Annotated in this window: 22 protein-coding genes; 13 read left to right on the forward strand and 9 right to left on the reverse strand. The window is 56.7% G+C overall.

Translation table 11 applies throughout. The features are described from left to right. Positions 1-18: 18 nt before the first annotated feature. Complete coding sequence (locus GH722_13810) at positions 19-1,422, reverse strand: aminotransferase class I/II-fold pyridoxal phosphate-dependent enzyme (protein ID MRG72838.1); 1,404 nt, start codon at positions 1,420-1,422, stop codon at positions 19-21. 92 nt (positions 1,423-1,514) lie between these two features. On the opposite strand from GH722_13810, the gene GH722_13815 reads away from it, so the two are divergent. After that, positions 1,515-1,739: a DUF1127 domain-containing protein gene (locus GH722_13815; protein ID MRG72839.1), complete on the forward strand. Its 225-nt coding sequence runs from the start codon at positions 1,515-1,517 to the stop codon at positions 1,737-1,739. Positions 1,740-1,749: 10 nt separating this feature from the next. Further along, the gene (locus GH722_13820) at positions 1,750-2,646 is read left to right on the forward strand and encodes an EamA family transporter (protein ID MRG72840.1); all 897 of its coding nucleotides are present in this window, start codon (positions 1,750-1,752) and stop codon (positions 2,644-2,646) included. A 5-nt stretch (positions 2,647-2,651) separates the two neighbouring features. Here the strand turns inward: GH722_13820 and GH722_13825 are convergent, their stop codons facing one another. Then, positions 2,652-3,146, reverse strand: a complete 495-nt coding sequence (locus GH722_13825; protein ID MRG72841.1) for an arsenate reductase ArsC — start codon at positions 3,144-3,146, stop codon at positions 2,652-2,654. Positions 3,147-3,235: 89 nt separating this feature from the next. Here GH722_13825 and GH722_13830 point away from each other — a divergent pair, with 89 nt between their 5' ends. The 7 genes from GH722_13830 (at position 3,236) to GH722_13860 (ending at position 8,620) form a co-directional block, all read left to right on the forward strand. Continuing rightward, positions 3,236-4,189, forward strand: a complete 954-nt coding sequence (locus tag GH722_13830) for a threonine dehydratase (GenBank protein ID MRG72842.1) — start codon at positions 3,236-3,238, stop codon at positions 4,187-4,189. A gap of 3 nt (positions 4,190-4,192) precedes the next feature. After that, positions 4,193-4,690: a GNAT family N-acetyltransferase gene (locus GH722_13835; protein ID MRG72843.1), complete on the forward strand. Its 498-nt coding sequence runs from the start codon at positions 4,193-4,195 to the stop codon at positions 4,688-4,690. A gap of 15 nt (positions 4,691-4,705) precedes the next feature. Further along, the gene (locus tag GH722_13840; protein MRG72844.1) at positions 4,706-5,407 is read left to right on the forward strand and encodes an alanyl-tRNA editing protein; all 702 of its coding nucleotides are present in this window, start codon (positions 4,706-4,708) and stop codon (positions 5,405-5,407) included. Positions 5,408-5,427: 20 nt separating this feature from the next. After that, complete coding sequence (locus GH722_13845) at positions 5,428-5,910, forward strand: GNAT family N-acetyltransferase (protein ID MRG72845.1); 483 nt, start codon at positions 5,428-5,430, stop codon at positions 5,908-5,910. Positions 5,911-5,943: 33 nt separating this feature from the next. Next, a complete protein-coding gene (locus GH722_13850) occupies positions 5,944-7,761 on the forward strand; it encodes an SLC13 family permease (GenBank protein ID MRG72846.1) in 1,818 nt (605 codons plus the stop codon). Between the two features lie 105 nt (positions 7,762-7,866). Beyond that, on the forward strand, positions 7,867-8,214 hold the full coding sequence (locus tag GH722_13855) for a metalloregulator ArsR/SmtB family transcription factor (protein ID MRG72847.1): 348 nt from the start codon (positions 7,867-7,869) through the stop codon (positions 8,212-8,214). Then, on the forward strand, positions 8,174-8,620 hold the full coding sequence (locus GH722_13860) for a glyoxalase/bleomycin resistance/dioxygenase family protein (protein MRG72848.1): 447 nt from the start codon (positions 8,174-8,176) through the stop codon (positions 8,618-8,620). The genes GH722_13855 and GH722_13860 overlap by 41 nt, the downstream gene beginning before the upstream one ends. Positions 8,621-8,645: 25 nt before the next feature. Here GH722_13860 and GH722_13865 read toward each other — a convergent pair whose 3' ends face one another. After that, positions 8,646-9,740 (reverse strand): 5-(carboxyamino)imidazole ribonucleotide synthase, encoded by a 1,095-nt coding sequence (locus GH722_13865; GenBank protein ID MRG72849.1) that lies wholly within the window; start codon positions 9,738-9,740, stop codon positions 8,646-8,648. Continuing rightward, entirely contained in the window at positions 9,737-10,240 is a 504-nt protein-coding gene (purE, locus tag GH722_13870) for a 5-(carboxyamino)imidazole ribonucleotide mutase (protein ID MRG72850.1), read from the reverse strand. The genes GH722_13865 and purE overlap by 4 nt, the downstream gene beginning before the upstream one ends. Positions 10,241-10,347: 107 nt before the next feature. Here purE and GH722_13875 point away from each other — a divergent pair, with 107 nt between their 5' ends. After that, on the forward strand, positions 10,348-11,121 hold the full coding sequence (locus GH722_13875; GenBank protein ID MRG72851.1) for a diguanylate cyclase: 774 nt from the start codon (positions 10,348-10,350) through the stop codon (positions 11,119-11,121). Here GH722_13875 and GH722_13880 read toward each other — a convergent pair. Then, the gene (locus GH722_13880) at positions 11,098-11,313 is read right to left on the reverse strand and encodes a DUF465 domain-containing protein (GenBank protein MRG72852.1); all 216 of its coding nucleotides are present in this window, start codon (positions 11,311-11,313) and stop codon (positions 11,098-11,100) included. The genes GH722_13875 and GH722_13880 overlap by 24 nt on opposite strands. 107 nt (positions 11,314-11,420) lie before the next feature. Here GH722_13880 and GH722_13885 point away from each other — a divergent pair, with 107 nt between their 5' ends. Then, positions 11,421-11,915 (forward strand): TIGR02444 family protein, encoded by a 495-nt coding sequence (locus GH722_13885; protein MRG72853.1) that lies wholly within the window; start codon positions 11,421-11,423, stop codon positions 11,913-11,915. Here GH722_13885 and GH722_13890 read toward each other — a convergent pair. Continuing rightward, positions 11,909-12,502 (reverse strand): UbiX family flavin prenyltransferase, encoded by a 594-nt coding sequence (locus GH722_13890; GenBank protein ID MRG72854.1) that lies wholly within the window; start codon positions 12,500-12,502, stop codon positions 11,909-11,911. The two genes, GH722_13885 and GH722_13890, sit on opposite strands and share 7 nt — an antisense overlap. 120 nt (positions 12,503-12,622) lie before the next feature. Between GH722_13890 and GH722_13895 the strand changes: the two genes are divergently transcribed. After that, positions 12,623-12,787, forward strand: coding sequence for a DUF465 domain-containing protein (locus tag GH722_13895; protein ID MRG72855.1), 165 nt, complete (start codon positions 12,623-12,625; stop codon positions 12,785-12,787). A 50-nt stretch (positions 12,788-12,837) separates the two neighbouring features. Here GH722_13895 and GH722_13900 read toward each other — a convergent pair whose 3' ends face one another. Next, a complete protein-coding gene (locus GH722_13900) occupies positions 12,838-14,469 on the reverse strand; it encodes an AMP-binding protein (protein ID MRG72856.1) in 1,632 nt (543 codons plus the stop codon). 94 nt (positions 14,470-14,563) lie between these two features. On the opposite strand from GH722_13900, the gene GH722_13905 reads away from it, so the two are divergent. Further along, positions 14,564-15,346 carry a glucose 1-dehydrogenase gene (locus GH722_13905; GenBank protein ID MRG72857.1) on the forward strand — a complete coding sequence of 261 codons (783 nt, stop codon included), beginning with the start codon at positions 14,564-14,566 and terminating at the stop codon, positions 15,344-15,346. Positions 15,347-15,427: 81 nt separating this feature from the next. Here GH722_13905 and GH722_13910 read toward each other — a convergent pair whose 3' ends face one another. Next, entirely contained in the window at positions 15,428-16,600 is a 1,173-nt protein-coding gene (locus GH722_13910; protein MRG72858.1) for a response regulator, read from the reverse strand. 43 nt (positions 16,601-16,643) lie between these two features. Next, positions 16,644-17,246: a DUF1013 domain-containing protein gene (locus tag GH722_13915; protein ID MRG72859.1), complete on the reverse strand. Its 603-nt coding sequence runs from the start codon at positions 17,244-17,246 to the stop codon at positions 16,644-16,646. Positions 17,247-17,252: the final 6 nt, after the last annotated feature.

Here is a 17,252-nt window from a genome sequence, read left to right on the forward strand (position 1 = left end):
TCGCAGGTGATCTCCGGACTAAATCACCGAACGGCCACCGGACATCCGGTCATTCAGCATTTCATGCAGGATTGTCAGACCGCGCATCAGGCGATTCGGTTTATGTTCCCAGGCATAGCAGACCCGGACAGCGTGCGGGGTCTGACCGCGTCCGACGACAAAGTGGTCAGATCCGGTCACCAGAACGCCACGGTTCTCAGCCTCTGCAACGAACTCCTCCATACGCCAGGGCTCAGGCAGGGTCAGCCAGACATGATAGGCATAGTCATGGCCGCGCGGAGACCAGGGTTTGAGCACTTCCCGTACCAGTCGGCTGCGTTCCCGCGCCTGTTCCTGATGCCAGGCAGTGAGTTCCTGATGTCGTTCACCGGCCAGCCAGCGGCAGACAATTTCGGCATTCAGCGGTGATGTCATCCAGCAGGTCATGCGGATTGTCGCCGCCAGCCGGTTGATCATCTGTTGTGGTGCCTTGATGAAGCCGACACGAAGCCCCGGTGCCATGCATTTTGAGACGCTGGAAAGGTGATAGGCATGATCTGGTGCAAAGCTGGTGATCGCAGGCGGTCGTTCCACCGGCATCATGCCATATACTTCATCCTCGATGATGGCGACGTTATGAGCGACGGCAATGTCGGCAATGTCACGGCGGCGTTGCTCGCTCATGATGGCGTTGGTCGGGTTTTGCAGCGTCGGCTGCACATAGACGGCACGCACTTCTTCGGACTGGCACAGTGCCTCCAGTGCGTCAGGGCGCATGCCCTCGTCGTCCATGGCCACCGGTTTCAGCCGCAGACTCATGCTGTTGGCGAGATACTTGATACCGGGATAGGTCAGGCTTTCCGTCGCCAGCAAATCCCCGGGCCGCATGATCGTCCCCAGAACGACGGTCATGCCGTGATGGGTGCCGTTGGTCACAAGCACTTCTTCCGGTTGCGGGGACAGCTGGGCAAAGCGCAGCCAGTTTGCTCCCGCACGCCGGTGGTGCAACTGGCCGTGTTCCGGCTGATAGGACATCATCACGGAAAGGTCGTCTTCGGCGGCCAGTTCGGTCAGCATATCCCGCAGGGCCTCGCCCTTACCGGGCGGAGCGGGGCGGTTGATCTTGAAATCTATGAGGTCCGGGTTGTCGTTCTTGTTGTAGGCAAACAGGACATTACGCCGGGCGAAATCGTCATTCTGTTCCTGCCCGGAACGGATGAACGTACCGCGCCCGACTTCTCCTACGACCAGTCCGCGCTGCTCCGCCTCCCGATAAGCACGGGAGATGGTGCCGACGGTAACGCCAAGCTGCCAGGCGAGTTCACGGTGTGGCGGAAGTTTGTCACCGGGGGTTAAGGTTTGTCTGCCAATATCCTCGGCGATGGCGTTGGCAATGGCGATGTAACGGGGGCCGCTTCGCTCTGCGAGATCTGGTGTCCACATTGTAACGATATCAATGTATCAATTGACTGGGTATTGAGAGGGTTATATCACCTCAATTGTTCAGTCAACAATAAGGCAATGTGAGGTTCAAAATGTCTGCGCAACTTAGCCATCCGTCGTTGGAGCCTGTTAAGGGTCGCGGTGTGGTGATGACCGGTCGCCGCCTGTTCTCTGGTATCGGCACTGTGCTGCGCGCGGCTTATGGACGTAATCGCAGCCGCAGGATGTTGTCAGAACTGGATGACAGGATGCTTCGTGATATCGGCCTGACCCGTGACGAAGCGGTCGCCGAATTCCGAAAATCTTTCTGGGGTTGACGCCGCAGCGATGGCGGTCGGTACTCCCCCCTCGACTGTAGATACAGTCGCAGTCCCGGCCGCCGCGCTGTTTGCGGTGATGCTCTGGGGTGCCACGGCGGTTGCAACCAAGATTACGGCCGGGATCATGGACCCGGTCATGGTCGGGTTGTTGCGGACGATTGTCGCTGGGCTGTTTACAGCACCAGTTGTCTTGTTCATGCGTATGGCCCCACCGACAGGGGCTGGTGGCAAGCTGCTGGTTTTTCTCAGCGGTTTCGGCGGCTTCGTCGGGTTTCCGGTACTGTTCACAGTCGGTCAGTCGCAGACCACAGCGATCCACGGTGGGCTGATTCTGGCCTGCCTGCCGATTTATGTCGGTCTTTACATGTCCGTTCTGGATCGTCGGCTGCCAGGTCTGCGCTGGGGTATCGGTGCTACAATTGCAATTGTCGGCGAAGTCCTGCTGGTCACCAACCGGGCGGGCGGAGCAACAGACGGTGCGTCATTGCAGGGCGACCTTCTGATCTTTGCTGCGGCAGCATTCAGTGCGCTGGGATATGTCGCCGGTGCCCTGTTGTCGCAACGTGGTTATTCTTCCTGGTCAACGACAGCATGGGGGGTGACGATTTCCAGCCTGTTGCTGATACCGGCTCTGCCTTTTGCAACGATAGGGGTGGTCAGTGATCCGGCCATTGCCATTTCGGGCGTGCTGTTTCTGGCATTCGGGTCGACCATCATCGCCTATATTGCATGGTACTGGGCACTGGGCCGGGGCGGCATTGCCCGGACAGCATTGTTCCAGTTCTTTCAGCCGGTATTCGCAACAGGCTTTGCGATCTGGTTGCTGGCCGAGCAGGTGGGGCCGGTTACGCTGGTCTCTGCCGGGCTGATTCTGGCCGGGGTACTTGTGGCACGCCGGCGATGACAGGATCAGCTCTTCCCGATATCGGCCAGTTGCTGTTGCAGGCTCAGGCTGCCAATAGCGTTCATTGGCAGGTTCACGAAAATGCTGATCCGACGCTCCAGCATGCCATAAACCTCAGCAAAAACAGCGGCGCGCTCTGCATCGGTTCCTGTCGCAGCCGCCGGGTCAGGTACGCCCCAGTGGGCAGACATCGGCTGACCGGGCCAGATCGGGCAGGTTTCGGCGGCAGCAGAGTCGCAAACCGTAAAAACAAAATCCAGTTTCGGGGCATCTGCTTTCTCGAACTCCTCCCAGCTTTTCGAGCGCAGGCCGGAGGTGTCGTAGTTCAGCCGTTGCAGCAACTGGATGGTCAGCGGGTTGATTTCACCAGTCGGCTGGCTACCGGCGCTGTATGCCTTGAATTTTCCGATACCATGCCGGTTCAGGGCGGATTCTGCCATGACGCTACGGGCAGAGTTGCCGGTGCAAAGAAACAGGACATTATAAATCTGACTCGTCATTAAGGACATTCCTTCTCAAGTTTTCGCAGGGGATAACCCGGGAATTGTTTCATCTTGATGACATCTGACGTGACAAAAGGAGAGAGACCATGTGGACCCTGGAACAGATTGAAGAAACACTGCCGCTGGTGCATGCGGTGGTTCCGCCGACAGCCCAGCTTTCCTGGCCTTTACTGTCCCGTCGTGTCGGATGCGAAGTTTGGGTGAAGCATGAAAACCATACCCCGATCGGCGCCTTCAAGGTTCGGGGCGGGGTGACCTATATCGATTCACTGAAGCGCCGGGAACCAAAGGTGGCGGGTGTCATTACCGCAACCCGTGGCAATCATGGGCAAAGTGTCGCCAAGGCGGCGATTGCTGCCGGATTACGGGCGGTAATCCTGGTTCCGCACGGGAATAATCCGGAAAAGAATGAGGCAATGAAGGCCTTTGGTGGCGAACTGGTCGAACATGGCGTTGATTTTGACGAGGCGCGAGAGAAAGCCGCTGAAATGTCGGACCAGATGAACCTCCATATGATTCCGTCTTTTCATGAAGATTTGCTGCGCGGTGTCTCGACCTACGCCTACGAACTGTTTTCCAAGGTCAGGGATCTGGATGTGGTGTATGTGCCGATTGGCCTGGGTTCCGGGATTTGCAGTACGATCATGGTGCGAGACCTGATGGGGCTCCGCACCCGGATTGTTGGCGTCGTTGCAGAGAATGCCCCCGCTTATGCCCTGTCTTTTGATAAAGGCGAGGCCGTGTCGACCAATGATGCCAATACCATGGCGGATGGCATGGCCTGCCGAATTCCGGTTCCGGGTGCGGTTAAGATCATCAATCGTGGCGCAGACCGTATCGTCAGGGTTTCTGAAGACGAAATCGCCAATGCTATGCGCTGTTACTTTACGGATACGCATAACCTGTCGGAAGGTGCCGGCGCGGCACCGCTGGCGGCTCTGTTGCAGGAACGTCAGCAGATGGCTGGCAAGCGGGCTGGCGTCATTCTGTCCGGCGGTAATGTGGATGCGGCATTGTTTCAGTCGGTGATGGCCGGTTGATCAATGACCGCAATCAGACGGGCGCGTTTCAGCGATCTTGAGTTCATTACGGAGCTTGAAGCACGGGAGGATATGTCAGCCTATATCCTGCGGTGGAAGCGTTCACGCCATCACGTAAATCTGGCGGATGAGGATAAACGCTATCTGATTCTTGAAGATCAGCAGGCCAGACGCCGCGGATTTGCGGTGCTGTCGGGTATTACTGACGAACATGGGGTGGTGGAACTGACCCGTATTATCGTGGATCAGCCGGGGCAGGGGCTGGGACGACGATTCCTGAGGGCGATCAAGGAATTTGTCTTTGCCGAGCTGTCAGCCCACCGGCTGTGGGTGGATGTTTTCAGCGATAATGAACGGGCGCAACATGTCTACCGGTCAGAAGGGTTTGTCGAGGAAGGGCGGTTGCGTGATGCCGTGCGGGACGGGGCAACAAGACGATCACTTATTGTCATGTCGATGCTGGCCCATGAATATGGTTGTCGGGAAGCGAGCGGATTTTGAGGAGTGGAGTGCAGAATGACTGAAGAACTGTTCCGGGAAGATGCCTATCTGAAAACCTGTGAGGCGACGGTGACACACGTGACGGCAGGCGAAGTCACACTGGACCGGACAGTTTTCTATCCGGAAGGCGGCGGCCAGCCCGGAGATACCGGCATATTGCAGGGCACGGACGGAACCGAATATACCGTCATCGATACGGTCAAGGGTGGTACCAAAATTCATCATCTGCTCGACGAGGATGCTCCGTTTCCGAAGGTTGGTGACAAGGTCACGGCTATCCTGGACTGGGACCGGCGATATACACATATGCGCATGCATACGGCGCTGCATCTGCTCTGCTCTCAGGTTCCGTTTCCGGTGACAGGAGGTCAGGTTTCCACATCCAAAAGCCGGCTGGACTTTGATATGGAGCAGGGCATCGACAAAGAGGCTGTTACGGCGGAACTGAATCGCCTGATCGCCGAAGACCATGCCGTGGTTCCGCGCTGGATCACGGATGAAGAGCTGCTGTCGGACAGCAATCTGGTCCGCACCATGTCAGTCAAACCGCCAATGGGCAGTGGCCGGGTGCGTCTGATGGATATTCAGGGAGTGGACCTGCAGGCCTGTGGTGGCACCCATGTTGCGCGAACTGGGGAGATCGGACAGATCCGGGTCGGGAAGGTCGAGAACAAGGGTAAGCATAACCGTCGCGTCAATATTCTGTTCGCTGACTAACAGAGGAACAGGACAACGACATGCCCGGCACATCGGTTGTTATCCGGCCTGTGAAAGGCCAGGACGAACTGGAATTGTTCCGGCGCATGGCGCGGGAATATGTGACATGGCTGGATGTTGATCTTGATTTTCAGGGTCTGGAGGCGGAACTGGCCCGGCTGCCGGGCAAATATGCAGAACCCGGCGGATGTATTCTGCTGGCCTTTATCAATGATGAGCCTGCGGGATGTGTTGCCCTGACACCACTGGAAGGGAACAGGATATGCGAGATGAAACGGCTGTGGGTGCGTCCGGGCCATCGCGGCGCAAAACTGGGGCAGCGTCTTGCGGAAGCGATCATTCAGGCTGGCTCAGAGAGAGGTTACAGCCTGATGCGACTTGATACGCTGGTCCGGCTGGAAGCAGCGATCAGGATTTATCGGATGCTCGGATTTTACGAGACAGAGCCGTACTATCACAACCCGCTGGATGGGGTATTATTCATGGAATGCCAATTACCATGAGGCGGCTCAGTGCTGCTCGATCCTGTATTGCAGATGTGGTTTGTCTTCGGACTGATCGGTGTGACTCTGACGCTGTATGCGCTGGAGCGTCTGCCGCTTGAGATAACCAGCCTTGGCGCAATTTCTGCGCTGATGTTGTTCTTCCACTTTTCCCCTGTTGTGGGAGGTGGCGGCGGAAATCTGCTGTCGCCGGAACGATTCCTGCACGGATTTGCCAATCCGGCACTGATTGCGGTACTGGCCTTGCTGGTTATTGGCGAAGGGATGGTGCGCACCGGTGCGCTGGACCGTCTGGCACAGCTGGTGCTGGGGATCAGCCGCCCGCTGGTGGCAATCGCCTTGTCCTTTGTGCTGGTGATCCTGATCAGTGCCTTTCTGAACAACACACCGGTTGTGGTGATTTTCATCCCGATCATGCAGGCGCTGGCGGCGAAGATCGGCCGGTCGTCATCGGCGCTGATGATGCCGCTCAGTTTTGCGGCGATTATCGGCGGAATGATTACCCTGATCGGGTCCAGTACCAACCTTCTGGTCAACAGTGCCCTGATCGAACTGGGACAACCGGCCTTTGGTTTTTTTGATTTTACGTTGCCGGGACTGGCTATTGCCGGCGTCGGATTCGTTTTCCTGCTGTTTGTTATCCCCCGCCTGCTGCCCGACCGCGCCGGACTGGCAGGGCTGTTGCTGCCGGGAGGGGGGAAGCAGTTTGTGGCCCAGATTACCATTGGCCCCGATGCCTCGCTGATTGGAGAAACCGCCAAGGGCGGACTGTTTCAGGCACTGCCGGATATTACCGTTCAACTGGTCATGCGCGGCGAGCATGGGGAGTTGCCGCCGTTCGACAATTACACCATCAGTGAGGGGGATGTACTGGTGGTCGTCGCGACGCGGGCCGCGCTGACCAAAGTACTGGAAACCGATCCCAGTCTGCTGCATCCGGAATTGCGCGAGCGTGAAGATGATGAGGCCGACAGTGAAGGGCGCTGGCGGCAGGGAGAGCAGACGCTGGCAGAAGTCATGGTGTCACCATCCTCGCGTATGGTCGGGAGAAATCTGGAACAGATCGGCTTTCGTTATTCCTATCATTGCGTCGTGCTGGGAATCCGGCGGCGCGCCCGCATGATTCGCGCCCGCATGACCAATATCCGCCTGGAGCCGGGTGACGTGCTGCTGGTTCAGGGACAGCCGGAAGATGTCGCCGGGCTGAAGGCCAGCCGTGATGTGGTCCTCATGGAGTGGTCACAGGCAGAACTGCCGGCGACCCACCGGGTAAAGCGGGCACTGATTATCTTTGCAGCCGTCGTCGGTCTGGCAGCAACCGGTGTCGTGCCGATTGTCATCAGTTCTCTGGCGGGTGCTGCTGCGATGGTGGCGCTGGATGTGCTGAACCTGCGTCAGGCAGCCCGGGCCGTTGACGGCAAGATCGTGACGATGATTGCAGCCGCTCTGGCGCTGGGTGTTGCCATGCAGGAGACTGGTGGCGCAGCCTATATTTCAGCCCTTCTGGCTGTCGGTGCTACGGATGCCAGTCCGGCAATCGTGCTGTCTTTCTTCTTCCTGCTGGTCGCTCTGATGTCGAACATGTTGTCGGCCAAGGCGACGGCAGTGCTGTTTACGCCAATTGCAATCAGTCTTGCCAATCAGGTCGGCGCACCGGTCGAGGCTTTTGCCGTTGCGGTGATCTTTGCCTCGAATTGCGGCTTTGCGTCGCCTATCGGATATCAGACGAATCTGATGGTGATGGGGCCGGGGCATTATCTGTTCCGCGACTTTATCCGGGCGGGGCTGCCCCTGCTGATTGTAATCTGGCTGGCCTTCAGCCTGACAGCCCCATTGTTCTTTGATTTGTGACTGCCTCCCGGGTTTTGGCGGGGCGACTTCATCTGACACACAGAGTGAACAGGGGATTGTTCGAATTATGTTGAAATAATTTTATAATTCGATAATTATCAAAATATGAAAACTAACGATGTCATTACAGCGCTTGCGGCGCTGGCGCAGGAAACCCGGCTGGCCGTCTTCAGACGGCTGGTTGTTGCAGGTCAGTCCGGGATGCCGGCTGGCTTGCTGGCGGATGAACTGGAGGTTGCTCCGGCAACCTTGTCCTTTCACCTGAAAGAACTGGCCCATGCCGGGCTGGTCACGTCAGAACGACAGGGACGGTCTATCCTCTACCGGGCAGCGTTCGGGTGCATGGATGATGTCATTGGTTATTTGACACTCAATTGCTGCCGGGATGACCGGTTGCTGAAGGAGGATTCTGATGAAACGTCTGCATGTTGCCCTGTCGGTCACGGATCTTGATGAATCGATCCGGTTCTATTCGGACCTGTTTGGCGAGGAGCCGGTGGTCCGGAAAGCCGATTATGCGAAATGGATGCCCGAAAACCCCCGGGTGAATTTTGTCATCGAAGCGCGTGGCGAGAAGACGGGTTTCACGCACCTTGGTATTCAGGCCGAGGATGAGGGGGAACTGGCGGAACTGAACAGCCGTGTTCAGAAGGCTGGCGGTCCGCGCACGCAGATCGGTGAGGAAACCTGCTGCTACTTCAAGATGCAGAAATCCTGGACACTTGACCCGCAAGGCGTGCCCATTGAAATCTTTCATACTTTCGATATTGCCGAAGAGTATGGTGAGGGGACGTTGTCCTTGCTGGCTGCTGCGGCAGACAAGCCCAAGGCTGATAAGGCAAGTGCCTGCTGCGGCTAAAGCGTAATGCTGGCCCGCCCCGGAGTCAGTCTGACGAGGGGGCGAGTGCGGAGATACGGGTGACATGCCCCATCTTCCGCCCGGGCCGGGGTTCTGCCTTGCCGTAGAGATGCAGTTTTGCCGAACTGTTTTCCAGTACGGACGACCATGAGCGGATGTCGTCACCGATCAGGTTCTGCATGACGGCATTGGAATGCCGTTCTGTATTGCCGAGCGGCAGGCCACAGACCGCCCGCACGAATTGTTCAAACTGACTGGTCAGGCAGGCATCAATGGTCCAGTGACCTGAATTATGCGGCCGCGGCGCCATTTCGTTGACCAGAATCTTGCCGCTGCGTAGCACGAACATCTCAACGGCCAGCAAGCCGACCAGATCAAGTTTTTCAGCCAGAGTCTGGGCGATGTCGATTGCGGATTCAGCGACTTCCGGTTCGATATCTGCCGGTGCGATGGTGACGTCCAGAATACCGTTCTTATGGCGGTTCTCGACGGGTTCATAGCAACGCATTTCGCCAAGGGTTGTCCGCGCGACGATGACAGAGATTTCCTTTTCGAAATCAACCATGCCTTCCAGCACGCCCTGTCCGGCATCCTCGAAGATTTCCCAGGCATCGGCGGCGGTAATCTCGCCGTCAATGCGGACCTGCCCCTTGCCGTCATAACCCAGTTCGGCTGTCTTCAGGATGGAGGGACGGCCAATATCAACAAGGGCTGCCGCGATGTCGGCCTCGCTTTTTACTTCCCGCCAGGGGGCGGTACCGATGCCACAGTCATTGATGAACTGTTTTTCCCGGACCCGGTTGCGGGCCACATAAAGGCACTCCCACCGGGGATGCACGGGGGCCAGGTTGGCCAGTATCTGAACGCTTTCATAAGGAACGTTTTCGAACTCGAAGGTGATGACATCAACCGCATCGGCGAAACTTTTCAGGGCTTCTTCATCATCATAGGGAGCGACGGTAGCGGCGGCACAGACCTGTTCGGTCGGGCTGTCATTCTCGGGGCTGTAGACATGCACCCGATAGCCGAGACGTGCCGCGGCAAGTGCTGTCATCCGGCCAAGCTGACCACTGCCGATAACGCCAATTGTGGCACCCGGTTCGATTACCTTCCTATTCATGATTCGCTGTCACTTACTGGGGTTTCACCGACACTCTCCGTCTGCCGGCTACGCCATGTCTCCAGCCTTGCAGTCAGCTTCGGGTCGGTCAGGGACAGGATTGAAGCTGCCATCAGGCCGGCATTCTTGGCACCGGACTTGCCAATGGCAAGAGTGCCAACAGGTACCCCGCCGGGCATCTGTACAATCGACAGCAGGCTGTCCATGCCCGACAACGCCTTGCTTTCAACAGGCACGCCCAGAACTGGCAAAGACGTCATGGCAGCAGCCATGCCGGGCAGATGAGCTGCACCGCCGGCACCTGCGATGATGCATTTCAGTCCCCGGCCACGTGCCTCGCGGGCATAGCTCATCAGCCGCTCCGGTGTTCGGTGTGCCGATACGATGCGTTTTTCATAGGCGACACCCAACTCGTCCAGGATGTCACAGGCATGCTGCATTGTCGGCCAGTCAGACTGACTTCCCATGATTACGCCAACCAGAGGCTGTTGCTCTGCCATACAACTGTGTCCTTCCACGAAAGCGGCGGAGAATACAGGTGGCTTGCGGGAAATGACAAGACGCGCAACAGTCCGGGATCAACTTTGCCAGGGTGGGGAACAAGGCAATGGCAGATATGACATCATCAGACGGCCCTTTGCCGGTGCCGGGTATTGGCCAGGCAGCAGGCCATGGCGGTGGTCGGCAAGGTGCCTCGGAAGGGACGGACAGTTACGGGCGTAATGTGGTTGCGGAAGAGCGACGGCAACGGTCCATGGCTGATTTTCGCGACTTTATTTCGATGCTGGATGTGCCGGCAGAGGAACTGACACCGGCTGTCCGTGATGCTTTCCAGAAAATTTTTGCCGAACTGATGCAGCGGGAAGAAAAAGTTGATGAGCTTACCGGGCGGGTGAACTGGCTGAATACCCTGACCGACGCCCATCCTTTTCTGCCGGTGATGAATCGACGGTCCTTTATTGGCAAGCTTAGCCGTGTTCTGGATGTGGTCAGACAGTCCGGCGGTTCCAACAGTCTGCTCTATATCGATGTGACAGGTGTCGAACAGGTTCGCCGTGAGTTCGGCCATGTGGCGGAAGAAGGGGTGTTGAAGCAGGTTTCAGAAATTCTGATGGAACCTCTTACCCCCGCGGACATTATCGGAAACCTGGGTGGATATGCCTTCGGGCTGGTTATTTTTGGTTCGGGGCAGACAGGAGCAGATGCCTATCTCTCACGTGTGAAAGAGATGATGGCTGCAACTCAGTTTCAGTTTGAAGGCCATAATCTGTCACTGAACATCAATGTCGGGACGACCATTATCACCGCATCTGATAGCCCTGAATCAGTGCTGGATGCGGCGGACAAGAACCGAAGGTCAGGCGATAATGTCAGGGAGTAACTGTTTTTCGATCCAGGAAATCTGATCTTTCAGATGCAGTTTTCGTTTTTTGAGACGCTGCATCTGTAACCGGTCAGCCGGTCCGTCGCGCTCAATCCTGCGGATTACGTCATCAAGGTCTCGATGTTCTGACTGCAATTCTGCCAGCCGTACGGCGAGCGTTTCCTCATCATTGGCTGGTTTTTCTGACACGCGGATCGCACCCTTTGTTTTCTTAAGCCCAATGATACCATATCTGCGTTTGAAAACAGCAGTTTCAGTCGCTTGATTTCAGGTAAATGCCACGGTGAGGCAAGGTGATGGATAACCCATTCTGGGATTTTTCGCTAAGGGTTTATGGGCAGGCAGAAGTTCCTGCTGCCTGTCTGCGAATTCAGGCCGCATTTGGCGCAGATGTGAATATTCTGTTGTATCTGTGCTGGCTTGCTGCCCGTGGCATCGCGGTTTCGGACACAGATATCGAAGCTGTCGTTACAGCATCCGGCCGCTGGCACCGCGAGGTTGTTATACCGTTGCGTCAGATTCGCACTAAACTGAAATCAGACAGTCTGGGGGCAGAGGCAACAGAGGCAGAGTCGTTCCGGTCATCGGTAAAGCGGCTTGAACTGACCGCCGAGCAGCATGAACAGGATCTGCTCTATGGCCTCGAATTCAGCTACAGACCTGTGTCTCTGGCGGCGGCAGACCGATCAGTTGCCATGCGCCGGGCGCTTGAAGCCTATCTGGCAACATTGTCTGGCGGGCCGCCTGATGATCAGTCGCTTGGGACACTGGTCGATGCGGCGCTTTACTGAGCTTTCTTCGTCGCCCGGGGCGTCTTGCCGGATCCCCCGGTTTCTCCCCAGCGCCTGAGATTGCCGGCATCAAGGTCGAACAGGTCCAGAACGCGGCCAACGGAATGGTTGACCAGATCATCAATGCTGTCCGGACGGGCGTAAAAGGCGGGGACCGGTGGTGCAATGATTGCCCCCATGTCGGACAGGGACAGCATATTCCGCAGATGACCGCTATGCAGCGGGGTTTCCCGCACCATGAGAACCAGCCGGCGGCGTTCCTTCAGGGTGACATCCGCAGCCCGTGTCAGCAGGTTGGCGGTTACCCCGGTGGCGATTTCCGACATCGAGCGAATCGAGCAGGGGGCAACGATCATCCCGAGCGTCCGGAATGAGCCGGAGGAGGGCGCCGCACCGATATCCTCCATCGGATAGTTATAATCTGCGAGCGCGCGAACAGCGGCGACTTTCATGTCCATTTCATATGCCAGCGTAATTTCTGCTGACTTGCTCATCACCAGATGGCTCTCAATCCCGAGCTTTCGGAGCATTTCCAGCATCCGCACCCCATAGATGACGCCGGACGCGCCACTGATTCCGACGATCATTCTGTTTTTTGCTGACACTTTTTTGAACCTTTTCTGACAGGAAGGGGTAGCGGGGCCATGCTAACCTTCCTAGTATATTGTTGTTAGGTTTTTGATTCACAATCACAGAAGGAGGCGCTTATGGCCGAAGCTGGACGTATTCAATCACTGGAGCGAAAACATGTGGAACTGGAACATGCGATTGAGGTTGAAGAACACCGCCCCCTTCCGGATCAGTCCGCAATAGCGGCACTGAAAAAACAGAAGCTGCATCTGAAGGATGAACTGAAGCAACTGAAACACTGACGATATCAACCGGCACGCTGCCGGTTTTTTTGTCTCCGGAGCGGCCGGCGCTATGCAGCGTCGGCCGTTTTCCTGAGGACATACTTCTGTACCTTGCCGGTAGAGGTTTTCGGCAGCGGGCCAAATATCACCGTTTTCGGTGCCTTGTAATGGGCCATGTTCTCGCGGCAATAGGCGATGATTTCTTCTGCTGTGACATTGCCTGCTGATTTTTTCAGTTCGATGAAGGCACAGGGGGTCTCGCCCCACTTATCATCCTGTTTGGCGACAACAGCGGCTTCCAGTACTGCGGGATGCCGGTAGAGCACGCTTTCCACCTCGATGGAGGAAATATTCTCGCCACCGGAAATGATGATGTCCTTCGACCGGTCCTTGAGTTCGATATACCCATCCGGATGCATGACGCCGAGATCTCCGGAATGGAACCAGCCGCCGGAGAGGGATGCCTGCGTCGTCTTCGGGTTCTTCAGATAGCCCTTCATGACGACGTTTCCCCTGAACATCACCTCACCCATCGTTTCCCCGTCTTTCGGGACTTCGGTCATGCTGTCGGGGTCCATGACGGTAAGCCCCTGAAGCATGTGATACCGGACTCCCTGACGGGCCTTCTTCGCAGCTTTTTCCCGGCTCGGGAGATTGTCCCATTCGTCGTGCCAGGAGCAGATGACAGCAGGGCCATAAGTCTCCGTCAGGCCATAGACATGGGTCATTCTGAAACCGCGTTCCTCCATGGCTTCAAGGACGGATGCAGGCGGCGGTGCGGCGGCTGTCATGACCTGAACCTGATGATCAAAGTCGCGCACTTCCTCATCGCCGGCATTGACGATGAAATTGAGAACAATCGGGGCCCCGCAGAAGTGAGTTACACCCTGATCGGCAATGGCGTTGTAGATATTGGCAGCGGTCACCCGGCGCAGGCAGACCGATGTTCCGGCAACGGCGGCCAGGCTCCAGGGAAAGCACCAGCCGTTGCAGTGAAACATTGGCAGGGTCCAGAGATAGACCGGGTGGTGCGCCAGATTCCAGCCGACAATATTGCTGGTAGCATTCAGATAGGCCCCACGGTGATGATAGACGACCCCTTTCGGGTCACCGGTTGTGCCGGATGTGTAATTCAGCGAAATCGCGTCCCATTCGTCACCGGGCAGTGACCAGGTGAATTCCGGGTCCCCGCTGCTGATGAAGGCTTCGTAATCCATCTCGCCGACCAGGTCCCCGCCATCATACAGGGGGTCATCAATATCGATAACGAGAGGGGCAGCCTTGCAAAGTGTCAGTGCCTCACGAATCGTGGCTGAAAATTCCCGGTCGGTCAGCAGTATCTTTGCCTCTCCGTGGTCCAGAATGAAGGCGATGGTCGGTGCATCCAGCCGTACATTGAGAGCGTTCAGAACAGCACCGGTCATCGGGACACCGTAATGGGCCTCAAAGAGTTCGGGGGTGTTTGCAGCCATCACAGCGACGGTGTCGCCACGCTTGATGCCCCGGCCTGCCAGTGCGCTGGCAAGCTGGCGGCAGCGTCTGTAGGTTTCTGACCAGCTGCGTCTGATATCGCCGTGAATGATGGCGATATGATCAGGGTAAACACTTGCTGTGCGTTCTATAAAACTCAACGGACTGAGCGGCGTATAGTTTGCTTCGGTCTTGTCGAGACCAATAGCATAGGGCGATGCGGTGTTCATTTCGATGCTCCCGTTTGAGTTTTCAGGCGACGGATTGCAAGCTGTCGGCACAAGGCTGTCAAGCCACGGACTATTACATAGAAGGATCGAGAACATGCGTCACGAAGGAACAAGCGTACTGGTCACAGGGGCCGGGCAGGGAATTGGTCAGGCTGTTGCTGCCCGGTTCGCGTCGGAAGGTGCGAAGGTCGTGGTTTTCGATGTTGACGGTGACAAGGCTGCGGCAACGGTAAAGGCAATCAGCGGCAGTGAAGGCAATGCAGTTGCGGTCACCGGCGATGTTGGTAATGCGGATGATGTTGCGAAGGCCGTAAAGGCTGCCGTGGACAACTTCGGGCGCCTTGATACCTGTGTCTGCAACGCGGGTATCGTCCATACCGCAGACTTTCTCGATATCGAAGAGGCTGATTTCGACAAGGTTATCCGGGTCAATCTGAAAGGCGCGTTTCTGGCTGGTCAGGCGTCGGCAAGACAGATGGTGAAACAGGGCGAGGGAGGTTCCATCATCTTGATGTCTTCCATCAACGCCGTGGTCGCCATTCCGACTCAGGTACCCTATTGCGTCAGTAAGGGTGGTCTCAATCAGCTGACAAAGGTGATGTCGCTGTCACTGGTCGGTCATGGTATCCGGGTGAACGCGATCGGCCCGGGAAGCATCGGTACGGATATGCTGAAATCAGTACTGGCGAAAGACCCGAACGCCAATCGTACGGTGATGTCGCGGACACCGGCAGGCAGGCTGGGTGAGCCTTCCGAAATCGCGTCGGTTGCATCTTTCCTCGCCAGTGGAGAGGCGTCCTATATTACCGGCCAGACAATCTATGCTGATGGTGGCCGCCTGCCGCTGAACTATCTGGCTCCGGTTGCTGAGGACTGAGCCTGGCGGACTGTCTGTTTCGGCCCGCTGTTCTGATCTGATGTCAGGACAGCGGGTTCTTTCGGAGCGGTGAAGCGCGGCTTATTCCGCTGATGGCTGGTCACCGAATTTCTGGATATGGCCAGGCTTGCGCATTTCGCTGCCACGCTTGTCGAGGTCTTCCTGACTGTAGCTGTTCTGCAGAACAAAGCGCCGGGAGACGAGGTGTGATGCTTTTGAGCGACTGATGAACTTCCGGTTCGCCATCTGCAGGGCCTGCATGAGAGCAATGCCGAGCCCCCCGCCATCACCGCGAACCTTTTCACGCAGCACCGCTTTCAGTGCGTCCAGATGTTCTTTTACCAGTTTGAGGCTGTCGTCGCTGCGATCCAGCATCTGATGCGTCAGATCGAACAGCGATTCGGCAATGGATGAAATCAGCGGATAACCGAAGACCCCGCCCTGGCCCCTGAGTTCATGCGCAATCATGCTGATCTTGACGAGGGGAGGCTTGCGCTTGTCTTCCGGCAGGTCTGCTGCAGCTTTGTAATAGACCTGCAATTGCTGAAGATACTCAGCCGTCCAGTCCATGAAATCTTCAGAAAACCGGTCGAGATCCTGCTCCATGTCTTCCAGTTTGTCCCAGTCAAACAGGACATCCGGGGAGATATCCCCGCCAGAGACGAGTTTGGAAATCAGGGTCCGGGGTTGTGGATAGAACCGGATACCAAAGTCTTTGGATGACTTGATGACGTCGCCGTTTTTCTTGTGAACACGGCGTTCTCCCATATCGGGCGCTTCCCGTTTACGGCGCCGGTTTGGTCCGAAATAGATGGATGTTCGGCAGAATTCCCGTCCGTCGCGGACAACCGCTTCCAGATGCCGGGCTACCTCACGCACCGTGAAAGGCTTCGAGAGGAATTCGTTCACCCCGAGATCGCGCGCCATTTCGACGCGGGCATCATCAGAATAGGCACTGATCATGACGAAGGGCATGAAACGATCCGGGCTCTCCTTATGACGGCGAATCCAGCGGAGCAGCATGGGGCCATCAACAGGGTCCATAACCCAGTCACTGAGCACGAGATCAATATTTGAGAATCCGGCTTTCACCGGATTATCACGCATCAGCTTGATCAGTTGTATGGCTTCCGCACCATTACTGGCGCGGATGACTTTGCCAAAACCAAGCTGCGTGAGAATCGATGTCAGCAGATTTCTTATCTGCCAGGTATCTTCAACCAGAAGGACGGTGAGATTCTGAAGAGGGTGCATGGTACATCACTGTTATCCAAACCAATTCCCCGCCAATCAGAAGCTAGTCGTTTTCTGATGTTCCGTCCAGTCCCGTTTCGGCTGAGTCTTCAGTATTCTGCACAACCGGAGTCCCGGCGCGTGCCGCCCGGCCACGAGCGACGACAACAGCCTTTTCAAGATCAGCCGACATGCACAGACCTAGCCCGACCGGATCGCGCGGCGTCAACTGCTGGGAGTTCCAGTGTGATTTCTCGCGAATCGCATTGATGGTATTCTTGGTCGTGCCGATAAGCCGTGAAATCTGCGCGTCGGTCAGCTCCGGATGATATTTGAGCAGCCACAGAATGGCGTCCGGACGATCCTGCCGTTTTGAAACCGGCGTATAGCGGGCACCCTTGGGGCGTGAACGCGGGCGCGGATTTTCGCTCCGGGCCATTTTCAGAGAAGCATTCTCATCGCCTTCACAGCGTTTGATTTCTTCTGCGGTCAGCTGCCCGTTTGTGACCGGGTCCATCCCGTTCATGCCGATGGCGACTTCGTTATCTGCAATGGCCTGTATTTCAAGTTCATGCATGCCACAGAAGGCAGCGATCTGCTCGAAGGTCAGGGTCGTGTTTTCAACCAGCCAGACGGCGGTTGCTTTGGGCATAAGTGGTTGGGCCATTGTCGA

Source organism: Alphaproteobacteria bacterium HT1-32 (assembly GCA_009649675.1).
GTDB lineage: Bacteria > Pseudomonadota > Alphaproteobacteria > Rhodospirillales > HT1-32 > HT1-32.

Excerpts from the sequence above, each read along its gene's own strand:
- GH722_13900 (MRG72856.1), bottom strand. The coding sequence starts at position 14,469 with ATGAACACCGCATCGCCCTATGCTATTGGTCTCGACAAGACCGAAGCA.
- GH722_13810 (MRG72838.1), bottom strand. The coding sequence starts at position 1,422 with ATGTGGACACCAGATCTCGCAGAGCGAAGCGGCCCCCGTTACATCGCC.
- GH722_13910 (MRG72858.1), bottom strand. The coding sequence starts at position 16,600 with ATGCACCCTCTTCAGAATCTCACCGTCCTTCTGGTTGAAGATACCTGG.
- GH722_13850 (MRG72846.1), top strand. The coding sequence starts at position 5,944 with ATGTGGTTTGTCTTCGGACTGATCGGTGTGACTCTGACGCTGTATGCG.
- GH722_13820 (MRG72840.1), top strand. The coding sequence starts at position 1,750 with ATGGCGGTCGGTACTCCCCCCTCGACTGTAGATACAGTCGCAGTCCCG.
- GH722_13890 (MRG72854.1), bottom strand. The coding sequence starts at position 12,502 with ATGATCGTCGGAATCAGTGGCGCGTCCGGCGTCATCTATGGGGTGCGG.
- GH722_13860 (MRG72848.1), top strand. The coding sequence starts at position 8,174 with ATGAAACGTCTGCATGTTGCCCTGTCGGTCACGGATCTTGATGAATCG.
- GH722_13905 (MRG72857.1), top strand. The coding sequence starts at position 14,564 with ATGCGTCACGAAGGAACAAGCGTACTGGTCACAGGGGCCGGGCAGGGA.
- GH722_13840 (MRG72844.1), top strand. The coding sequence starts at position 4,706 with ATGACTGAAGAACTGTTCCGGGAAGATGCCTATCTGAAAACCTGTGAG.
- GH722_13815 (MRG72839.1), top strand. The coding sequence starts at position 1,515 with ATGTCTGCGCAACTTAGCCATCCGTCGTTGGAGCCTGTTAAGGGTCGC.
- GH722_13895 (MRG72855.1), top strand. The coding sequence starts at position 12,623 with ATGGCCGAAGCTGGACGTATTCAATCACTGGAGCGAAAACATGTGGAA.
- GH722_13865 (MRG72849.1), bottom strand. The coding sequence starts at position 9,740 with ATGAATAGGAAGGTAATCGAACCGGGTGCCACAATTGGCGTTATCGGC.
- GH722_13885 (MRG72853.1), top strand. The coding sequence starts at position 11,421 with ATGGATAACCCATTCTGGGATTTTTCGCTAAGGGTTTATGGGCAGGCA.
- GH722_13825 (MRG72841.1), bottom strand. The coding sequence starts at position 3,146 with ATGACGAGTCAGATTTATAATGTCCTGTTTCTTTGCACCGGCAACTCT.
- GH722_13845 (MRG72845.1), top strand. The coding sequence starts at position 5,428 with ATGCCCGGCACATCGGTTGTTATCCGGCCTGTGAAAGGCCAGGACGAA.
- purE (MRG72850.1), bottom strand. The coding sequence starts at position 10,240 with ATGGCAGAGCAACAGCCTCTGGTTGGCGTAATCATGGGAAGTCAGTCT.
- GH722_13855 (MRG72847.1), top strand. The coding sequence starts at position 7,867 with ATGAAAACTAACGATGTCATTACAGCGCTTGCGGCGCTGGCGCAGGAA.
- GH722_13875 (MRG72851.1), top strand. The coding sequence starts at position 10,348 with ATGGCAGATATGACATCATCAGACGGCCCTTTGCCGGTGCCGGGTATT.
- GH722_13830 (MRG72842.1), top strand. The coding sequence starts at position 3,236 with ATGTGGACCCTGGAACAGATTGAAGAAACACTGCCGCTGGTGCATGCG.
- GH722_13915 (MRG72859.1), bottom strand. The coding sequence starts at position 17,246 with ATGGCCCAACCACTTATGCCCAAAGCAACCGCCGTCTGGCTGGTTGAA.
- GH722_13835 (MRG72843.1), top strand. The coding sequence starts at position 4,193 with ATGACCGCAATCAGACGGGCGCGTTTCAGCGATCTTGAGTTCATTACG.